We start from the raw sequence: 16308 nt of genomic DNA on the forward strand, positions 1-16308 counted from the left end.
AGGCAAGCCTCGCGGTGGTGGGATAATCTCACCCATGAGCGGCAATACCTTCGGAACTCTTTTCACCGTCACCAACTTTGGTGAATCCCACGGCCCAGCCATTGGCTGCGTGATTGATGGCTGCCCTCCGGGCATGTCCCTGAGCGAGGCAGACATCCAGCACGACTTAGACCGTCGTCGCCCTGGCACCAGCCGCCATGTGACCCAACGCAACGAGCCCGACCAAGTGCAAATCTTGTCTGGCGTGTACGAGGGTAAAACCACTGGCACCCCTATTGCGCTGCTGATTCAAAACACCGACCAGCGCAGCAAAGACTACGGCAACATTTTGCAAACCTTCCGCCCAGGGCACGCGGACTACACCTATTTTCAAAAGTTCGGCATTCGCGACCCACGCGGTGGCGGCCGTTCTTCTGCACGTTTGACGGCACCCACCGTGGCCGCTGGCGCAGTGGCCAAGAAGTGGCTCAAAGAAAAATACGGCACCACGTTTTACGGTTGCATGACGCAAATTGGCGAGCTGCCCATTCCCTTCGAGAGTTGGGACCATGTGGGCCACAACCCGTTTTATGCGCCTTGCGCAGACGTGCAAGTCTTTGAAGACTACATGGACAGCTTGCGCAAAGCGGGCGACTCGTGCGGCGCCCGCATTCGCGTGGTGGCCAGCGGTATGCCTGTGGGCTTGGGCCAACCGATTTATGACCGCTTGGATGCCAACATCGCTTACGCGATGATGGGCCTCAACGCCGTCAAAGGTGTGGAAATTGGTGCTGGCTTTGCCAGTGTGGCGCAACGCGGCACCACGCATGGTGACTCACTCACACCGCAAGGTTTTGCGACCAACAATGCGGGCGGTATTTTGGGTGGCATCAGTACCGGTCAAGATTTGGAGGTGAGCATTGCCATCAAGCCCACCAGTTCCATCTTGAGCCCACGTGACTCGATTGACCAAAACAGCCAACCCACCGAGGTGGTGACCAAGGGCCGTCACGACCCGTGCGTGGGCATTCGTGCCACGCCGATTGCCGAGGCCTTGCTGGCTTTGGTAGTAATGGACCATGCCTTGTTACACCGCGCTCAATGTGGCGATGTAGACGTGGCTATGCCTGCTATTCCTGGTCATATCTCTGGCCAAAGCGGCACTTAATGGTCTAGGCACACAGGTCTGCTTTGACATCGCCTACCTCCCAAGCGCGTTCGAGTAACGCGCTTTCTCGTTTCCAGCTCTTTCCTTTTGCGGCGCTGTCTGCGAGCTACTTTGCGCACATTGGTTTTTTCAACCCGTACTTGCCGCTGTGGCTCAAAGACTTGGGCTTTTCCATCACCATCATCGGTTTGCTCACAGCGGTACAAGCTGCTACGCGCGTGCTAGCGCCTTATGGCTGGGGTTGGTTGAGCGACCACACGGGCGAGCGCGTGAAGCTGCTGCGTTTTTGTGCAGGCGCTGCGTTGATCTGTTCGGCCGGCTTATTGGTTGAGGGCAGCGTGGTGTGGATTGCCGTGGTGTTGCTGCTGATGTTCATCCACACCAGTGCCATGATGCCCATGAGTGAAGCTGCTTTGGCACATTTGGTGAGCACCGACCAAGGCTTTGATTCCCGCCGCTATGGCCGTGTGCGTTTGTGGGGTTCGTTGGGGTTTTTGGTCACCGTGTTTGTGGCGGGTGCGTGGTTTGAAGTGCTGGGTATGCAGAGCTTTCCTGCGTGGTCGGTGGGGTCGTTGGTGTTGCTCAACCTCAGCGTGTGGTGGTTGCCCAATCGCAAAGAAGCGGTGCACCACGACGAGGTGCGTCCGTCGGTGTTGCCCGTGTTGCGACAGCGTAGCGTGCAGTGGTTTTTTGCCACGGTGTTTTTTCATGTGCTCTCGCACATCGGCATCTATGTGTTCTTCTCGCTCTACCTCGACGAAGCGGGTTACAGCAAAACCATGATTGGGGTGTTGTGGGCGGTGTCTGTGGCCGCGGAAATCTTGTGGTTCTTCACGCAAAGCCGTTGGTTACCCAAGTTCAGCTTGTCGATGTGGATGTTCATTTGTGCCGCAGCCATGGTGCTGCGCATGGTGCTGACCACATGGGCGGTTGAATGGTTGTGGGCTTTGCTGTTTGCACAGGTGTTGCATGCGCTGACGTTTGCTACACAACACACGGCCTGTATTGCTTTGCTGTCGCACCATTTCCCTGGTCGCTTGCGCGGTAGGGGGCAAGCTTTGTATGCCTCGATTGGTTATGGCGTGCCTGGCGTCTTGGGTGCTTTAGGTGGTGGCGCGTTGAGTGAGATGTGGGGCTTGTCGTCGGTGTATGCCGTCTCAATTGGCACATCGGTACTGGCCTGTGTGTGTGCGTGGCAATGCATGCACCAGCACCTCAAGCACCAAGTGCAACACTGAAGTGATGCCGTCTGATTGGCTTAGCGGCTGAGGCGAGAAAAAAGAGGCTTCGCTCTTTGTGCCACCCAGTGATGGATGGGAACTTCTGCTTTTTCATGCAGAAATAAACCAAGGCCGACGCAGAGCAGCCATGCGAAACCTGTCAATGCAAACGCGGTGACGGGGTGATAAAAATGGCTTTTGTTCCACATGTCGCTGAACAGCACAATGACGCCAAAGTGCGTCAAGAACAACACGTAGGCACTGTTGGATAAACGGTGTAGCACGCGTTTCATGGGCGTCCAATGCACAGAGCCTTTTGGCTTGATGACCAACCAAACGGCCGTGACCCAAGCGAGAGACAAACGCGTGCGGTATTCAAACCACAAAGCCCCCACACCCAAAACTGCCGTGATCCAAAACACACGGGCATCAAAGGCAGATCGCTTGGCCCAGGCCGCCAAGACGCCTAAGCCATAGGCCGCAAAAAAGTAGATCGCCCAAACGTCCAGTTCATCCATGCGATTGAATTGCCACATCGATGCCAAACACAGGCAGGCCACGACTACTGACAACCGACGCTGAGTACTGCTTTGTAAGCTGTGGCACAGAAGGATCAGCAATGCGTACAGTTGGAAATCAATGGCTACATACCAAGCGCCACTTGAGAGCGCTTCAAACCCCAGCACATCGTGAAGCAATAAACCATGCGCAGCAAATTGCCACAGCGTGGGTTCGCTGGGTAACCAGTCAGCATGAATGGTGTGACGAGATGCTGCCACAGCTACGCTGATGAGGGCCAACGCCAACGCGTAAAACGGTACCAGACGGAAATAGCGCTTCGCAACTTGCACGAGGGGGTGCGTGATGGGTTTGTTCATGACTGATTGCGCCGCCAAGTAACCACCCACGACCAGGAACACTTGAACCGCCAAGCGTGCATAGCGGTAGAGCCACTCCATGAGTTCCGGCCACATCAAGGTCATGGTGTCTGCCATTGGGCCATAGGCGGAGAAATGGTGCCACACAATGAGTTGTGCAGCCACCACCTTCAAGACGTCCACGGTGAGGGAGCGCTCTAACACCTGAGTTGCTTTCTTGTCGTCTTAATCGTTGGGCTTGAATACCAACAGCAGTGGCGAGTGCACGCGGCCATCGGTGTCGCGCGGCAAGATTTCGGTCTTGTCGATGGCTTTGAGCACCGCGTTGTCCCATGCCGAGTTGCCACTGGACTTGACCAACTTGCGGCTTACGATGGTGCCGTCGGGTGCGCAACGCACTTCCACTTCGGCCGCAGGGTTGCCAGACACCGAGCTGGGATCAAAAGTGATGTTGGGTTTGACGCGGGCGCGAATGCGGCCGCCGTAGCTGTCAGACGGGCCGGAGGACTTCATGGCAGTGCCAGTGGCGTTCTCGCTACCGCTGGCACCTGCCAAGCCGGCAATGCGCTTCATGTTTTCTTTGCGAATGGCTTCGAGTTTTTTGGCTTCTTCAGCGGCAGCTTTACTGTCTTTTTGCTCGGCCTGCTTCTTGGCTTCTTTGTCTTTGCGTTCCTTCTCGGCGCGCTCTTTCTCTTTTTCTTTCTCTTTACGCTCTTTGTCCTTGCGCTCTTCTTCCTTCTTGGCTTCTAGTTTGCGCTTGTCTTCGTCGAGCTTGGCCTTGGCTTTTTTCTCAGCTTCTTTCTTCAGCTCTTCTTTGCGGCGTTCTTCAGCCTTCAACGCTTCTTGAATCTTTTTCTCTTCTTCGAGTTTGCGTTTCTTCGCTAGTGCAATGTCTGCATCACGGTTGGGTGCTGGTGGCTCGGGGGCTTTGACCACGGGCTTCGGTGCAGGTTCTGGTTTGGGCGCAGGAGGCGGCGGGGGGGCTTCGACCTCGACCAACTTAGGCGCTGCCGCCATGGGTACCGCAGACCACAACTCAGCCTCAACCGACAGACTGTTGTCTTGCTTCCATTGAATGCCAGCGGTGAGCGCCACGACGAGCAAGGCATGTACCACCAACGACGCGCCCACAGAGCGGCCTGTGCCCTCGGGGGCGGGCGGTGCAAACTCAATGTGCTTGGGGCGTGCGCTCATGCTTGAAAAATCAGTCCACCAATTGAACAGCCAAGCCCACGCGTTGAACCCCAGCGCGTTGCAATGTGTCCATGGCCTTCACCACGGTTTCGTACTTGATGGTGCGGTCAGCCGTGATGACCACCGGCCCTTGCGAGCTTTCGCCTTGCAGCTCTTGCACATCACGCGCCAAGCCTTTGAGGGTGGAGCTGACCGACTTGTTGACCGTGCCTGTGCTCTTGACGGTGATGCGTTCTTCTTTGCTGATTTCGACGTGAATCACTTGGTCGGGCACGCTGGCTGCTTTGCCCACGCTGGGCAAATCAATCACGGTGGGCGAGATGAGGGGGGCGGTCACCATGAAGATGATGAGCAACACCAACATCACGTCAATGAACGGCACCATGTTGATGTCGTTCATGGCGCGGCGGCCGCGTCCTGAGCGAGGGGCAATCGAAGCCATGTGCGTCTTCCTGCTTAGTGAGCTGTACCGCTGGCGCTGACGTTGCGCTGCAAGATGTTGCTGAACTCTTCGATGAAGGTTTCGAGCTTGATGGACACGCGGTCAATGTCACGCGAGAAGCGGTTGTAGGCCAACACCGCAGGAATCGCAGCAAACAAACCAATGGCGGTGGCCACCAGCGCTTCAGCAATGCCGGGGGCCACTTTGGCCAAGGTCACTTGTTGCATGCCAGCCAAGCCAGTGAACGCGTGCATGATGCCCCACACCGTGCCAAACAAGCCGACATAAGGCGACACAGAGCCGACAGACGCCAGCAGCGACAAATTGGATTCAATCGCGTCCATCTCGCGTTGGTAGCTCGCACGCATGGCGCGGCGTGCGCCGTCCATCAAAGCGCTGCTGTCGTTGATGCGGCGCTCGCGCAGTTTTTGGTACTCGCGCATGCCGCTGGCGAAGATGCGTTCCATCGGGCCAGAGTGCTTGGCATTTTGGGCGGCGGCGGCAAACAACTCGTTCAGGCTGGTGCCCGACCAAAAGTCGCGCTCGAATTCGTCGTTGAGTTCGTTCACGCGTTTGATGGCGCCGATCTTGCGAAAAATCGCGGCCCAGCTGGTGATGGAGACGCCCATCAGCATCAGCACCACAACTTGCACGACCCAACTGGCGTTGAGCAACAAATGAACGATGGAAAAGTCTTGTGTCATGTCAGGCGTTCCAATACAGAAGAGGGGATTCTCGCAGGCTTCATGGCGTCAGCATCGACCCAACCGATACGAATCGTGCCTTCGCAAAGTAAAGTTTCACCCAGCCACGCTTGTTGCGCGATGACGAGGCTGGCGCGGCCGCCTTCGGCCAGTGTGGCAGTGACGCGCAGCTGGTCATCCAGCTTGGCGGGGCGGTGATATTTGACGGTGGTTTCACTCACCACAAACATGCCACCAGTTTCCTCGCGCAGCGCGTGTTGGCCAATGCCTAGTGCACGCAACCACTCGGTGCGGGCGCGCTCAAAAAATTTCAGGTAGTTGGCATAAAAGACAATGCCGCCGGCATCGGTGTCTTCCCAATAGACCCGAATCGGGTGTTCAAAAACGGTGCTCATGGTTTAGCTCAGAATTTTTTGTAAACGCCCAATCGCAGCTTGCAGCTCAGGCAGCGAACGGGCGGTAGAAAAGCGCACAAAGCGCGAGGTGTCGGCATGGCCAAAGTCACGGCCTGGGGTGATGGCCAAGTTGGCTTTTTTCATCACTTCAAACGCGAAGTCCCAGCTGCCTTTGACGCCTAGTTTGTCGGCGGCTGCTGTGCAATCGGCCCACGCGTAAAACGCGCCATCCGGCATGACGGGCACGTTCAGGCCTAGCGCATTGAGCGCGGGCACAAAGTAGTCGCGGCGGGCTTTGAACTCTGCGCGGCGGCGTTCGTATTCGGCAATGCTCGCGTCTTCAAAGCAAGCAAGGGCGGCGTGTTGCGCCACGGTGCTGGCGCAGATGAAGAGGTTTTGCGCCAAACGTTCCACCACGGGCACGAGTGCGTCAGGCACTACGAGCCAGCCCAAACGCCAGCCTGTCATGTTGAAGTATTTGCTGAAGCTGTTGATGCTGATGATTTGGTCGTCAATCCCCAGCGCCGATTGCCCAAACTGTGCGTCGTAACTCAAGCCCAAATAAATCTCGTCAATCAGCGTGGTGCCGCCACGATGCGACACCTCGTGGTGAATGGCTTTCAATTCGTCAGGGTGAATGGATGTGCCTGTGGGGTTAGAGGGCGAGGCTAGCAACACGCCACGTGTGTGCGATGTCCAGTTGGCGCGCACTTGTTCGGCGCTGAGTTGAAAGCGTTCCGCCGCTGTTGTGGGCACCAACACAGCGCGACCTTCTGCAGCGCTCACAAAGTGGCGGTTGCAGGGGTAGCTCGGGTCGGGCATAAGCACTTCGTCACCGGCTTCAATCAAAGCCAAGCAAGCCAACTGCAATGCAGCTGATGCACCTGCGGTGATCACGATGCGGCGTGCGGGCACATTCACCCCAAAACGGGTGCTGTACCAAGCGCTGATGCGCTCGCGCAATTCAGGAATGCCTAAAGCTGGTGTGTATTGCGTCACGCCATCGTGCACCGCCCGCGCAGCAGCTTCTTTCACCAAAGGCGGTGCGGTGAAATCGGGCTCACCGATGTTCAAAAAAATCATGGGCGCATCAGTGTGCGCCACCAAAGCGGCACGCTCGGCGGCGGCTTTGGCCACCTCCATCACATAGAAAGGTTCTATGCGTTGCGCACGCTCAGCAATCTTCATCATCCGTGTCAGAGTTTGCCTTTGGCGCGGTCGGCTTCGACTTCGAGGGCGCGCAGCTTCGGCGCCAAGCCATTGAGCACGCCGTTCACGTACTTGTGGCCATCTGTGCCGCCAAAAGATTTGGCAAGCTCAATGTATTCGTTGAGCACCACGCGCCAAGGCACGTCGATGCAGTGTTGAAACTCATAGGCACCCATCCACATCACGGCGTGTTCGATCGGGGAAATTTCGTCGAACTTGCGGTCGAGCAAAGGTTCAATGAGTGAATCCAAAATTTCGCGTTGCTCGATGCAGCCGTACAGCAGAGCGTCGTAGTGCACCGAGTCGGATTTGTGAAAACCGCTCAAGTCGCGGGTGAACACATCAATATCGGCGGCTTCGTTTTGCCCCACCAAGAATTGGTAGAGGCCTTGCAGCGCAAACTCGCGAGCGCGGCTGCGGCCTGACTTGGCTGCGCTCTTGGTCGCGCCATTGCTGGCCGTTTTGCGTGGCGCTTTATTGCCTGTGCTGGGTGTATCGCTCATGCCAAGCGCTCCAACAACACGGCCATTTCCACCGCCACGCGTGCGGCGTCGCGGCCTTTTTCGGTTTGGCGGGCTACGGCTTGTTCTAAGTTTTCGGTGGTGAGGATGGCGTTGGCAATCGGCACGTGGTAGTCCATGCCCACGCGGGTCACGCCTGCGCCGGATTCGTTGGCCACCAACTCAAAGTGGTAGGTCTCGCCACGGATGATGCAGCCCAGCGCAATGAGGGCGCTGTAGGGCTCGGGGTCTTCAATTTGCGCGAGGGCCGCCAGGGCCAAAGGCACTTCGAGTGCGCCGGGCACTTCGACCAAGGTGATGCGGTCGTCGGCCACGCCCATGGCTTTGAGCTCGGCCACGCACGCGTCGCGCAAGGCGTTGGTGATGTCTTCGTTGAAACGCGCTTGGACGATGCCAATTTTCAGAGCGCTGCCATCGAGCGAGGTGGTGGCGTTGGGGTTGGGGATGAACATAGTTTTCTTATTCTTTGGAAAGGTAGCCGGTGATTTCGAGACCATAGCCCGTCATGCTGGGCATGCGGCGAGGGTTGCCCATGAGGCGCATTTTGTGCACGCCGCAGTCGCGCAAAATTTGCGCGCCCACGCCGTAGCTGCGCAAGTCCATGCGGCCACGTTCAGGGCCGTGGGCTGAGCGGGCGGTGCCGTCAAATTGGTTCAACAGCTGCTCGCCACTTTCACCGCAGTTGAGCAACACCACCACGCCTGTGCCTTCAGCGCTGATGCGCGACAAGGCAGCATCCAAGCCCCATGAGTGCATGACGCGGTTGGGCTCTAGTGCGTCGAGCACGGAGAGGGGTTCGTGCACGCGGGCCAGCACTTCGGCGTCGGTGCCCCAAGTGCCTTTGACCAAAGCCATGTGCACGGCGCCGCTGGTCATGTCCTTGTAGGCATTGGCGGTGAACTCGCCATGCGCGGTGTGCATGGGGCGTGAGCTGACTTTGTGCACCAATGATTCGTTGCGGCTGCGGTAGGCAATGAGGTCGGCAATGGTGCCGATCTTCAAGCCATGCTCGGCGGCGAAGAGTTGCAAATCGGGCAAGCGGGCCATCGTGCCGTCGTCTTTCATGATTTCGCAAATCACAGACGAGGGCGAGCAGCCCGCCATGGCGGCCAAGTCGCAGCCTGCTTCGGTGTGACCCGCGCGCATGAGCACGCCGCCGTCCACCGCTTGCAGCGGGAAGACGTGGCCGGGTTGCACCAAGTCGGTGGGTTGGCTGGCTTTGGCCACGGCCACAGCAATGGTGCGTGCGCGGTCGGCGGCCGAGATGCCGGTGGTCACGCCCTCGGCGGCTTCGATGGACACGGTAAACGCCGTGCTGTACACCGTGCCATTGCGTGCGGCCATGGGCGGCAGGCCCAGGAATTCGCAGCGCTCGCGGGTGAGGGTGAGGCAAATCAGGCCACGGCCGTACTTGGCCATGAAGTTGATAGCTTCGGCTGACACGTGGTCAGACGCGAGCACCAAGTCGCCTTCGTTTTCGCGGTCTTCTTCGTCCACCAAGATGACGATGCGACCGGCTTTCATGTCGGCCACGATGTCTTCGACGGGGGAAATAGCGACAGGCGTCAAGCCTTGGGTGGCGCTCATGGGTGTGCTTTCAAAGTGGGGGCGAGGCTCGCGTCCACGCTAAGCATGCGCTCGACGTAGCGGGCCACGGTGTCGATTTCAAGGTTCACGGTGCTGCCGCTTTGGAGCGAGCCCAGCGCCGTGTTGTCGACGGTGTGGGGAATGAGGTTGATGCTCACCTCGGCGCCGCGCAAGCCCAAAGGGCCGTCGGCGTTGAAAAAGTCTTGCACGCGGTTGACCGTCAGGCTCACCCCGTTGATGGTGATGGAGCCTTTGTAGGCGAGGTATTTGGCCAAGTCGGTGGGGGCCATGATGCGCAGCTCCCAGCTCTCGCCCACGCGCTCGAAGTGGCTCACGTGGCCAATGCCATCCACATGGCCCGAGACGATGTGGCCACCCAAACGGTCATGGGCGCGCAGTGCTTTTTCAAGGTTGACGCGGCCAAGCTCCGCCAAGCCACTGGTGCGAGCCAGTGATTCAGCTGAGATGTCGATGGTGAAGGTGTGTGTGTCGAGGTCGAAGCTCGTGACCGTCATGCAAGCGCCGTTGAGGGCGATGCTGTCGCCGAGCGCGACGTCGTCGAGGTACCCAGCAGGCGCTTCGAGGGTGAGGCGCTTGCCGTGGTTTAAAGAGCTACCCAGGTCGTGGACAGCGGTGATGCGCCCCACGCCGGTGATGATTCCGGTGAACATCCCGCTATTTTCGCAGGTTTACGCCTCGCTTACCGGCTTAGGCGAGCCAATATCCTTAAATCTGGGCCGATTTGTGTCACTTCATGAAACGAGAGCGCTTTTGCATCGTCCAAAGTCGTGAAAGGCCCTAAATTTGTCATGCCACGGCCTTGGCCCATCAGTTTGGGGGCAAGGTAGGTGAGCAGTTCGTCCACCAAGCCTTCGCGCAAGAGCGAACCGTTGAGTTTGTGGCCCGCTTCTACATGCACTTCGTTGATTTGCTTTTGGCCAAGGTCTTTGAGCATGGCGGCTAGATCGACCTTGCCGGACGGGTTGGGTAGGCAAATGACCTGTGCGCCTTTGGCTTCTAGTGCTTGGCGGCGCTCGGCGTTGTCGACTGCGCAGTAAATCAAAACAGGACGTTGCGGTGTGAAGAGCATAGCCGTGAGTGGCGTTTCGAGCTGGCTGTCCATCACCACCAGTGCGGGCTGGCGCGGCGTGGGTACGGCACGGACATCGAGCTGCGGATCGTCTTCGAGCACAGTGCCAATGCCCGTGAGCACCGCACACGCACGGGCGCGCCAGGCGTGGCCGTCGGTGCGTGCGGGTTCGGAAGTGATCCACTGACTCACGCCGTTTTCCAAAGCGGTTTGGCCATCCAACGAGGCGGCTAGTTTCATGCGCACCCACGGCGTGCCGTGCGTCATGCGTTTGAAAAAGCCAATGTTCATCTCGTGCGCTTCGTCGGACAACAAGCCTACGTCTACTTGTACGCCTGCGGTGCGCAAGCGGGCGGTACCTTGGCCCGCGACTAGAGGGTTGGGGTCTTGCAAGGCCACGACCACGCGGGCCATGCCTGCGGCGGCGAGTGCATCGCAGCATGGGCCGGTGCGGCCTTGGTGGCTGCAGGGCTCTAGCGTGACGTAGGCGGTAGTGCCTTTCACGTCATGGCCCTTGGCCTGTGCATCGCGTAAGGCCATGACCTCGGCGTGGGCCTCGCCCGCGCGCTGCGTGTGGCCGCTGCCCAGCACTTCACCGTGTGTGCCCACGATCACACAGCCCACACGCGGGTTGGGCGAGGTGAGGTAAAGCGCGTCATGTGCCAAGCCCAAGGCTTGTTGCATGAAAGCGGTGTCTTGCGCGGAGAAACTCATGCCGCAATTATGGACGGGCGCGTGACTGACTTAACGGCCCCAACACTGCGCTGCAGTTTGGCTGGCGCCTTGCACGCTGCGCACCCCGAGATGATTGATCGTCAAAGTCCCGCAGGTGTCGGCTGCTTGTGGGCCCAACGGCGTCGCGCTGAGGGTGTAACTTTGGACGGTGCTGGTGATGGTCATTTTGTATCGCTGCCCCTCTACTTGTAGAACAGTGGCTGGTACATCGGCGGCCAGTGGGTAGCTGCCGTTGGCGCTGGCCGCACGCTCTAGCCAATGCGCGGCTTGTAGCAAAGATGCACGTGCTTGCGAACGCTGGCTACGCAAAATCAAGCTTTGGTAACTTGGCCATGCAAGGCTGGCGAGTAAGGCGACACAAGCCAGCGCAATGAGCAGTTCAATGAGGGTGAAGCCTTTGGGAGTGCGTGTCATGTGCTTCAGTCGTGCAACACATGCCAGCTGTGCCACTGGCCGGTGGGTGATGTGACGCTGGTTCGTGCCCAAACGGCCTGTAACACCGTGGTGCTGCTGGGCATGACGCCGTTGGCCAGCACGGTGATTCGGTAAATGAAGTTGTCTTGGCTGCTGTTGGCTTGCGGAAAAATTTCGACCCAATACCAAGCTGTGTTGTCGCCATACGGTGTTTGAGTGGCAGGGATGGCTAGCGCAGTGGCAGTCTGTGTTTTCCAATAACTGGCTTTGGCAGCACTAGGCTGGAGTGCGTTGGGTGCACAGATGCCGGCGTTGCATGTATTTGGCAAAAGACGCTGACGCAAGGTGTTGTACTCGGTCATGGATGAAGGGAAGAACGCATGGGTTTGCGTGAGGTCACCTGCGATGTGACGCATGTTGTTGTTGGATGCGCCAATAATGTCCGCCACAGCCAAAGGCAGCGCAGCATGTGCCTTGTGCAGGGTGCGCAGTTGGTCTGTTTCGGCGTTGAGCAGTTGTTCATTGACCCACAAGTGCCGCAGGGCCAGTAACGCTGCGAGGCTGGCCAGTGCCAGCATCACCATCAGAGTGGGCAAGGCAAAGCCGCGTGATCTTTTCACGGCATGACTCCATCGCGGTTGCGCAAAGCGATGACGCGCTTGAATGTGCGGCGCACGCGCCCATCCGATGGCAAGGCTTCGCCTTGACAACCGGTGTAACTCGGGTTGGGCTTTGTGCTGTGGACGGTTTGGATGCTTGCCACGCGCAAGCACACCTCGATGGCCATTACCTTAGCCATATCGTTCACTTGGTTGGCGGTTTTCCACTGAATCGTTTGCGTGCTGGGGTTGGCCTCGGCATAGCGCAGCTGAAAATCTTCCACGCCCTCGGCCAAGGCTTGGTAGGTGCTGCCAATGAGGTTGAGGTCTTTGCAGCTCAGTTCTTTGTTGGTGTTGAGTTTGTAGTCATTGCGCACACTGGTGTGGGTGCTTGCGGTGTTGCCTTGGCAGTCGATGGCATCAAGCGCATGCCAATGACCCAATGTGAGGCTTTCAACGTATTTAGTCCCATTGATGCCTGACAGCGCTGCTTGGCCCACGTCTTCGCTGGCAGAGAGTTCAGCGGTCAATTGCGCGTTGCTGTTGTTCGCGATCAGGTAAGCCGCGCCACTCATGTGTGCGTGTTCGCGGATGTTGCGCAATGCCACGCGTGCATTGGCGTGTACGGCATCTGCCGCTGCCATGGCGCTCCAAGTTTGTTTGCTTGTGCCGTAAGCTGCTGTCGCAGCCGCGATGACCCATAAACCCAGTGTCATGCCTATGAGCAGCTCGGGCAAGGTGTAGCCGTGCTGCATGTGCAGATGTGCTTGGTGCGTGTTCATCGTGTCGGCATGAAGAACAAACGCCAGCAACTCATTTGCGCAGGGCAAGGGGGTGAGCCCAATGCAGCATCGGTGCGGTAAGTTTCGTTGGCATCGCGCCATGCCATCACAACGCCCCACCAATCGGGTGGGGTGTGCAACGCAAATACGCTTGCATCGCCTTCGGGCAGTTGGCTGCTGAGCGACTGCTGGAGTTGCTGCAGGTCCCATGCGGCGAGGTCTTGGCGCGTACAGGCCAAGGCTGCGCAGTCGGGTGCGGTGGTGGTGGCGTTACCCCATGTTTTGGCATACAGGTTGCGCTGCTGCGCGTTGAGGGTCATACGTTCGGCCAAGTCGTCTGCGAGGCCCATGGCGATGGTGCGCATCAGCTGATGGCGTTGTTGTATCAACGCTTGCTGGTGCATCCATAACAGACCCAGTACACCGAAGGTCAAGATCATCAGTGCGATCAAGGCTTCGAACAGGGCAATGCCAGCTTGTGTTTTCAGTTGCTGCATGTGTCTCCCGTTTGCCAACGCAAGCGGCCAGCACTGCTGAGGCACAACACATTCGACACATTGAACGCAGCTTGTCGAGACTTGATCACCCATCGGTCACCCACTGTGCCTAAATCGCCGCGTGCGCTGATGTCGAGCGGATCGTTTTTAGCGAAGGTGATTTGCAAGGGTGTGAGTTGTTGCGTGCTTTGCAGCACCGCTTGATCAGCTTTCACCACCAGCTGCCAACCACAGCTCCAATCGGCACCTGCGGATGTTGTCCATGTGCAATCTCGAAGGCGTGTCAATTGCAAAGCCTCACCTCGCTGCAATGCGCGTACGCGAGCGGTTTGTAAATCGTTCATCAGTTGATCACGCGTGGCTTCAACGTGGCTGCGCTCTTGCAGGCGTTGCCAGCCAGGAATGGCAAACGATGCCATAACGCCGAGTGCGCCCAAACACACCAGCATTTCAACGAGTGTGAAACCCCTTATGGGTGATGGCGAAGACGTAAAAAAACCTAGCGATTGCATGGCGCAAATGCTAGGTTTTGAATGGGCATCAGCGCATGGCTGAGACTCGAAAACTACTTGCGAACTTCGTCCACCAAGCTCTTGAAATCATCGATGTCTTCAAAGCTGCGGTACACACTGGCAAAGCGGATGTAGGCGACTTTGTCGAGTTTTTTGAGTTCACGCATGACGAGCTCGCCAATCCGGGTCGAGGGCACTTCACGTTGGCCGAGGGACATGAGTTTTTCTTCGATGCGCTCGATGGCGTTGTCGACCTGCTCGGTGCTGACGGGGCGTTTGCGCAGCGCAAGGCCCATGGATTCGAGAAGCTTTTCGCGTTTGTATTCGATGCGGCGACCGTCTTTTTTGACGATGTTGGGGAAGCTGACGTCGGGGCGTTCGTAGGTGGTGTAGCGTTTTTCGCAGGCGCCGCATTGGCGACGGCGACGTACGGAGTCACCGTCTTCAGACATGCGGGTTTCGACGACTTGGGTTTCTAGGTGGCCGCAGAAGGGACATTTCATTTTTACTGCTCTCTTTTGCTTGTTGGTTTACGGTGCTTTTGCGGGCTTTGTTTTTTGCTGGGCTCGCTGAGGGTATTTGGTATTGGCCGCTGCCTCATGCTGGAGTACCAGAAATCGTGGCGGCCAATACCAAACACCCTCAGTCTGCGAACTGCTTTGCTTCGCTCGCATGTTTCACTCGTACCAGTTGTTCCGGCAAAGTTGCCGCGCAACGAGTGAACCATTTCGAAGCTCAAACGGCGCGGGTGATGGGTACGGCGGGTGATGATTTCTGGTACAGCATGAAGAACCCGCCGTACCCGTCACCCGTGCCCTCTCCGGAGAGAACCCTTCACGAACGCAACAAACAACAGAACAAAATACCGAAGACAAACAAAAACCCCGCCACAAAGGACGGGGTCAAACTGAAGTTACTTGTAAACAGGGAACTTAGAAGTCAGCGCATGCACCTTGGCACGCACTGCCGCCAAGTTGGCTTCGTCGTGCGGGTTGTCCAACACGTCGGCAATCAAGTTGGCCGTGATGCGTGCCTCTTCGTCCTTGAAACCACGTGTAGTCATCGCAGGCGTGCCCACGCGGATGCCGCTGGTCACGAAGGGTTTTTCAGGGTCGTTGGGGATGGCGTTCTTGTTGATCGTCATGTGCGCAGCGCCCAAAGCGGCTTCGGCTTCTTTGCCGGTGATTTTTTTGGAGCGCAGGTCCACCAACATCACGTGGCTTTGTGTGCCGCCGCTGACGATGCGCAGACCGCGTGCTGTCAAAGTCTCAGCCACGATGCGGGCGTTGGTCACCACTTGTTGTTGGTAGGCTTTGAACTCAGGGGTCAACGCTTCTTTGAACGCCACAGCCTTGGCAGCAATCACGTGCATCAAGGGGCCGCCTTGCAAGCCGGGGAAGATGGCGCTGTTGATGGCTTTTTCGTGCTCGGCCTTCATCAAGATGATGCCGCCGCGTGGGCCGCGCAAGCTCTTGTGGGTGGTGGATGTCACCACGTCAGCATGAGGCACGGGGTTGGGGTATTGACCAGCGGCGATCAAGCCAGCGTAGTGGGCCATGTCGACCATGAAGATCGCGCCAACTTCCTTGGCAATCTTCGCAAAGCGTGCCCAGTCGATGTGCAAGCTGTAGGCCGATGCGCCGGCCACGATCAGCTTGGGCTTGTGTTCGCGGGCTTTGGCCTCCATGGCGTCGTAGTCGATGGCTTCTTTGCTGTCCAAGCCGTAGGACACGACGTTGAACCACTTGCCAGACATGTTCAGCGCCATGCCGTGGGTCAAGTGACCGCCTTCGGCCAAGCTCATGCCCATGATGGTGTCGCCGGGCTTCAAGAACGCGAGGAACACGGCTTCGTTGGCCGATGCGCCGCAATGGGGTTGCACGTTGGCGGCTTCTGCGCCAAAGAGTTGTTTGACGCGGTCAATGGCCAACTGCTCGGCCACGTCCACGTGTTCGCAACCGCCGTAGTAGCGTTTGCCGGGGTAGCCTTCGGCGTATTTGTTGGTCAGCTGTGAGCCTTGGGCGGCCATCACAGCGGGGGATGCGTAGTTTTCGCTGGCAATCAGCTCGATGTGGTGCTCTTGGCGAGCGTTTTCGGCTTGAATGGCAGCAAACAATTCGGGGTCGGTTTGTTCGATCAAGATGTTGCGGTCGTACATGGTGGCAGTCCTAGAAAGGAAGATGGTCCCTGCTGGCAAAGGGGTTTGACAAGAAACAGGGCTGCCCAGGCGAACGGCTAATCACCCCCAAAGTCAGGGGCGGTGCGCTTCCCAGTGGTCATACATCCACGTCAGCGGTATCAGGCAAGCCTGATACGCCTATCGCCAGTCGCGCACGGGGTAGAGTTTACCGCGCTTGCCGGAGGTGCCCACAGGCCCTCTTT

20 protein-coding genes and 1 riboswitch are annotated in these 16308 nt (G+C 58.0%); of the genes, 2 read left to right on the forward strand and 18 right to left on the reverse strand.

Annotated features, from left to right (window positions below):
- Positions 1-34 precede the first annotated feature (34 nt).
- A complete protein-coding gene (aroC, locus tag QMG27_RS04390) occupies positions 35-1147 on the forward strand; it encodes a chorismate synthase (RefSeq protein WP_281813588.1) in 1113 nt (370 codons plus the stop codon).
- A gap of 23 nt (positions 1148-1170) precedes the next feature.
- Entirely contained in the window at positions 1171-2385 is a 1215-nt protein-coding gene (locus tag QMG27_RS04395; protein WP_281813590.1) for an MFS transporter, read from the forward strand.
- Positions 2386-2405: 20 nt separating this feature from the next.
- Here the strand turns inward: QMG27_RS04395 and QMG27_RS04400 are convergent, their stop codons facing one another.
- From QMG27_RS04400 to glyA, 18 genes are all read right to left on the reverse strand, one after another.
- Positions 2406-3428, reverse strand: a complete 1023-nt coding sequence (locus QMG27_RS04400; protein ID WP_281813593.1) for an acyltransferase — start codon at positions 3426-3428, stop codon at positions 2406-2408.
- A 42-nt stretch (positions 3429-3470) separates the two neighbouring features.
- Positions 3471-4439 (reverse strand): cell envelope integrity protein TolA, encoded by a 969-nt coding sequence (gene tolA, locus QMG27_RS04405; protein ID WP_281813595.1) that lies wholly within the window; start codon positions 4437-4439, stop codon positions 3471-3473.
- Between the two features lie 10 nt (positions 4440-4449).
- Positions 4450-4881, reverse strand: a complete 432-nt coding sequence (locus tag QMG27_RS04410; protein WP_281813597.1) for a biopolymer transporter ExbD — start codon at positions 4879-4881, stop codon at positions 4450-4452.
- 14 nt (positions 4882-4895) lie between these two features.
- Positions 4896-5585, reverse strand: coding sequence for a protein TolQ (gene tolQ / locus QMG27_RS04415; protein ID WP_281813600.1), 690 nt, complete (start codon positions 5583-5585; stop codon positions 4896-4898).
- Entirely contained in the window at positions 5582-5980 is a 399-nt protein-coding gene (gene ybgC, locus QMG27_RS04420) for a tol-pal system-associated acyl-CoA thioesterase (protein ID WP_281813602.1), read from the reverse strand. The genes tolQ and ybgC overlap by 4 nt, the downstream gene beginning before the upstream one ends.
- 3 nt (positions 5981-5983) lie before the next feature.
- Positions 5984-7168 carry a pyridoxal phosphate-dependent aminotransferase gene (locus QMG27_RS04425; RefSeq protein ID WP_281814526.1) on the reverse strand — a complete coding sequence of 395 codons (1185 nt, stop codon included), beginning with the start codon at positions 7166-7168 and terminating at the stop codon, positions 5984-5986.
- An 8-nt stretch (positions 7169-7176) separates the two neighbouring features.
- Positions 7177-7692, reverse strand: a complete 516-nt coding sequence (nusB, locus tag QMG27_RS04430) for a transcription antitermination factor NusB (RefSeq protein ID WP_281813604.1) — start codon at positions 7690-7692, stop codon at positions 7177-7179.
- Entirely contained in the window at positions 7689-8162 is a 474-nt protein-coding gene (gene ribH, locus QMG27_RS04435; RefSeq protein ID WP_281813606.1) for a 6,7-dimethyl-8-ribityllumazine synthase, read from the reverse strand. The genes nusB and ribH overlap by 4 nt, the downstream gene beginning before the upstream one ends.
- 7 nt (positions 8163-8169) lie before the next feature.
- Positions 8170-9297 (reverse strand): bifunctional 3,4-dihydroxy-2-butanone-4-phosphate synthase/GTP cyclohydrolase II, encoded by a 1128-nt coding sequence (gene ribBA, locus QMG27_RS04440; RefSeq protein WP_281813608.1) that lies wholly within the window; start codon positions 9295-9297, stop codon positions 8170-8172.
- Positions 9294-9968 (reverse strand): riboflavin synthase, encoded by a 675-nt coding sequence (locus QMG27_RS04445; RefSeq protein WP_281813610.1) that lies wholly within the window; start codon positions 9966-9968, stop codon positions 9294-9296. The genes ribBA and QMG27_RS04445 overlap by 4 nt, the downstream gene beginning before the upstream one ends.
- Positions 9969-9997: 29 nt before the next feature.
- Entirely contained in the window at positions 9998-11101 is a 1104-nt protein-coding gene (gene ribD, locus QMG27_RS04450; RefSeq protein WP_281813612.1) for a bifunctional diaminohydroxyphosphoribosylaminopyrimidine deaminase/5-amino-6-(5-phosphoribosylamino)uracil reductase RibD, read from the reverse strand.
- Between the two features lie 30 nt (positions 11102-11131).
- The gene (locus tag QMG27_RS04455) at positions 11132-11536 is read right to left on the reverse strand and encodes a type IV pilin protein (RefSeq protein ID WP_281813614.1); all 405 of its coding nucleotides are present in this window, start codon (positions 11534-11536) and stop codon (positions 11132-11134) included.
- 5 nt (positions 11537-11541) lie between these two features.
- Positions 11542-12156: a hypothetical protein gene (locus QMG27_RS04460; RefSeq protein WP_281813616.1), complete on the reverse strand. Its 615-nt coding sequence runs from the start codon at positions 12154-12156 to the stop codon at positions 11542-11544.
- Positions 12153-12917: a PilW family protein gene (locus QMG27_RS04465; protein ID WP_281813618.1), complete on the reverse strand. Its 765-nt coding sequence runs from the start codon at positions 12915-12917 to the stop codon at positions 12153-12155. The genes QMG27_RS04460 and QMG27_RS04465 overlap by 4 nt, the downstream gene beginning before the upstream one ends.
- Positions 12914-13414 (reverse strand): type IV pilus modification protein PilV, encoded by a 501-nt coding sequence (gene pilV / locus QMG27_RS04470; protein ID WP_281813621.1) that lies wholly within the window; start codon positions 13412-13414, stop codon positions 12914-12916. The genes QMG27_RS04465 and pilV overlap by 4 nt, the downstream gene beginning before the upstream one ends.
- Positions 13402-13926 (reverse strand): GspH/FimT family pseudopilin, encoded by a 525-nt coding sequence (locus QMG27_RS04475; RefSeq protein ID WP_281813624.1) that lies wholly within the window; start codon positions 13924-13926, stop codon positions 13402-13404. The genes pilV and QMG27_RS04475 overlap by 13 nt, the downstream gene beginning before the upstream one ends.
- Positions 13927-13979: 53 nt before the next feature.
- Positions 13980-14429, reverse strand: coding sequence for a transcriptional regulator NrdR (gene nrdR, locus QMG27_RS04480; protein ID WP_281813626.1), 450 nt, complete (start codon positions 14427-14429; stop codon positions 13980-13982).
- A 410-nt stretch (positions 14430-14839) separates the two neighbouring features.
- The gene (glyA, locus tag QMG27_RS04485) at positions 14840-16084 is read right to left on the reverse strand and encodes a serine hydroxymethyltransferase (protein WP_281813628.1); all 1245 of its coding nucleotides are present in this window, start codon (positions 16082-16084) and stop codon (positions 14840-14842) included.
- A gap of 56 nt (positions 16085-16140) precedes the next feature.
- Positions 16141-16267, reverse strand: a riboswitch (ZMP/ZTP riboswitch).
- Positions 16268-16308: the final 41 nt, after the last annotated feature.

This window comes from Limnohabitans sp. MORI2 (genome assembly GCF_027925025.1).
Taxonomy (GTDB): domain Bacteria; phylum Pseudomonadota; class Gammaproteobacteria; order Burkholderiales; family Burkholderiaceae_C; genus Limnohabitans.

Excerpts from the sequence above, each read along its gene's own strand:
- aroC (WP_281813588.1), top strand. The coding sequence starts at position 35 with ATGAGCGGCAATACCTTCGGAACTCTTTTCACCGTCACCAACTTTGGT.
- tolA (WP_281813595.1), bottom strand. The coding sequence starts at position 4,439 with ATGAGCGCACGCCCCAAGCACATTGAGTTTGCACCGCCCGCCCCCGAG.
- QMG27_RS04410 (WP_281813597.1), bottom strand. The coding sequence starts at position 4,881 with ATGGCTTCGATTGCCCCTCGCTCAGGACGCGGCCGCCGCGCCATGAAC.
- tolQ (WP_281813600.1), bottom strand. The coding sequence starts at position 5,585 with ATGACACAAGACTTTTCCATCGTTCATTTGTTGCTCAACGCCAGTTGG.
- ybgC (WP_281813602.1), bottom strand. The coding sequence starts at position 5,980 with ATGAGCACCGTTTTTGAACACCCGATTCGGGTCTATTGGGAAGACACC.
- QMG27_RS04425 (WP_281814526.1), bottom strand. The coding sequence starts at position 7,168 with ATGAAGATTGCTGAGCGTGCGCAACGCATAGAACCTTTCTATGTGATG.
- nusB (WP_281813604.1), bottom strand. The coding sequence starts at position 7,692 with ATGAGCGATACACCCAGCACAGGCAATAAAGCGCCACGCAAAACGGCC.
- ribH (WP_281813606.1), bottom strand. The coding sequence starts at position 8,162 with ATGTTCATCCCCAACCCCAACGCCACCACCTCGCTCGATGGCAGCGCT.
- ribBA (WP_281813608.1), bottom strand. The coding sequence starts at position 9,297 with ATGAGCGCCACCCAAGGCTTGACGCCTGTCGCTATTTCCCCCGTCGAA.
- QMG27_RS04445 (WP_281813610.1), bottom strand. The coding sequence starts at position 9,968 with ATGTTCACCGGAATCATCACCGGCGTGGGGCGCATCACCGCTGTCCAC.
- ribD (WP_281813612.1), bottom strand. The coding sequence starts at position 11,101 with ATGAGTTTCTCCGCGCAAGACACCGCTTTCATGCAACAAGCCTTGGGC.
- QMG27_RS04455 (WP_281813614.1), bottom strand. The coding sequence starts at position 11,536 with ATGACACGCACTCCCAAAGGCTTCACCCTCATTGAACTGCTCATTGCG.
- QMG27_RS04465 (WP_281813618.1), bottom strand. The coding sequence starts at position 12,917 with ATGAACACGCACCAAGCACATCTGCACATGCAGCACGGCTACACCTTG.
- pilV (WP_281813621.1), bottom strand. The coding sequence starts at position 13,414 with ATGCAGCAACTGAAAACACAAGCTGGCATTGCCCTGTTCGAAGCCTTG.
- QMG27_RS04475 (WP_281813624.1), bottom strand. The coding sequence starts at position 13,926 with ATGCAATCGCTAGGTTTTTTTACGTCTTCGCCATCACCCATAAGGGGT.
- nrdR (WP_281813626.1), bottom strand. The coding sequence starts at position 14,429 with ATGAAATGTCCCTTCTGCGGCCACCTAGAAACCCAAGTCGTCGAAACC.
- glyA (WP_281813628.1), bottom strand. The coding sequence starts at position 16,084 with ATGTACGACCGCAACATCTTGATCGAACAAACCGACCCCGAATTGTTT.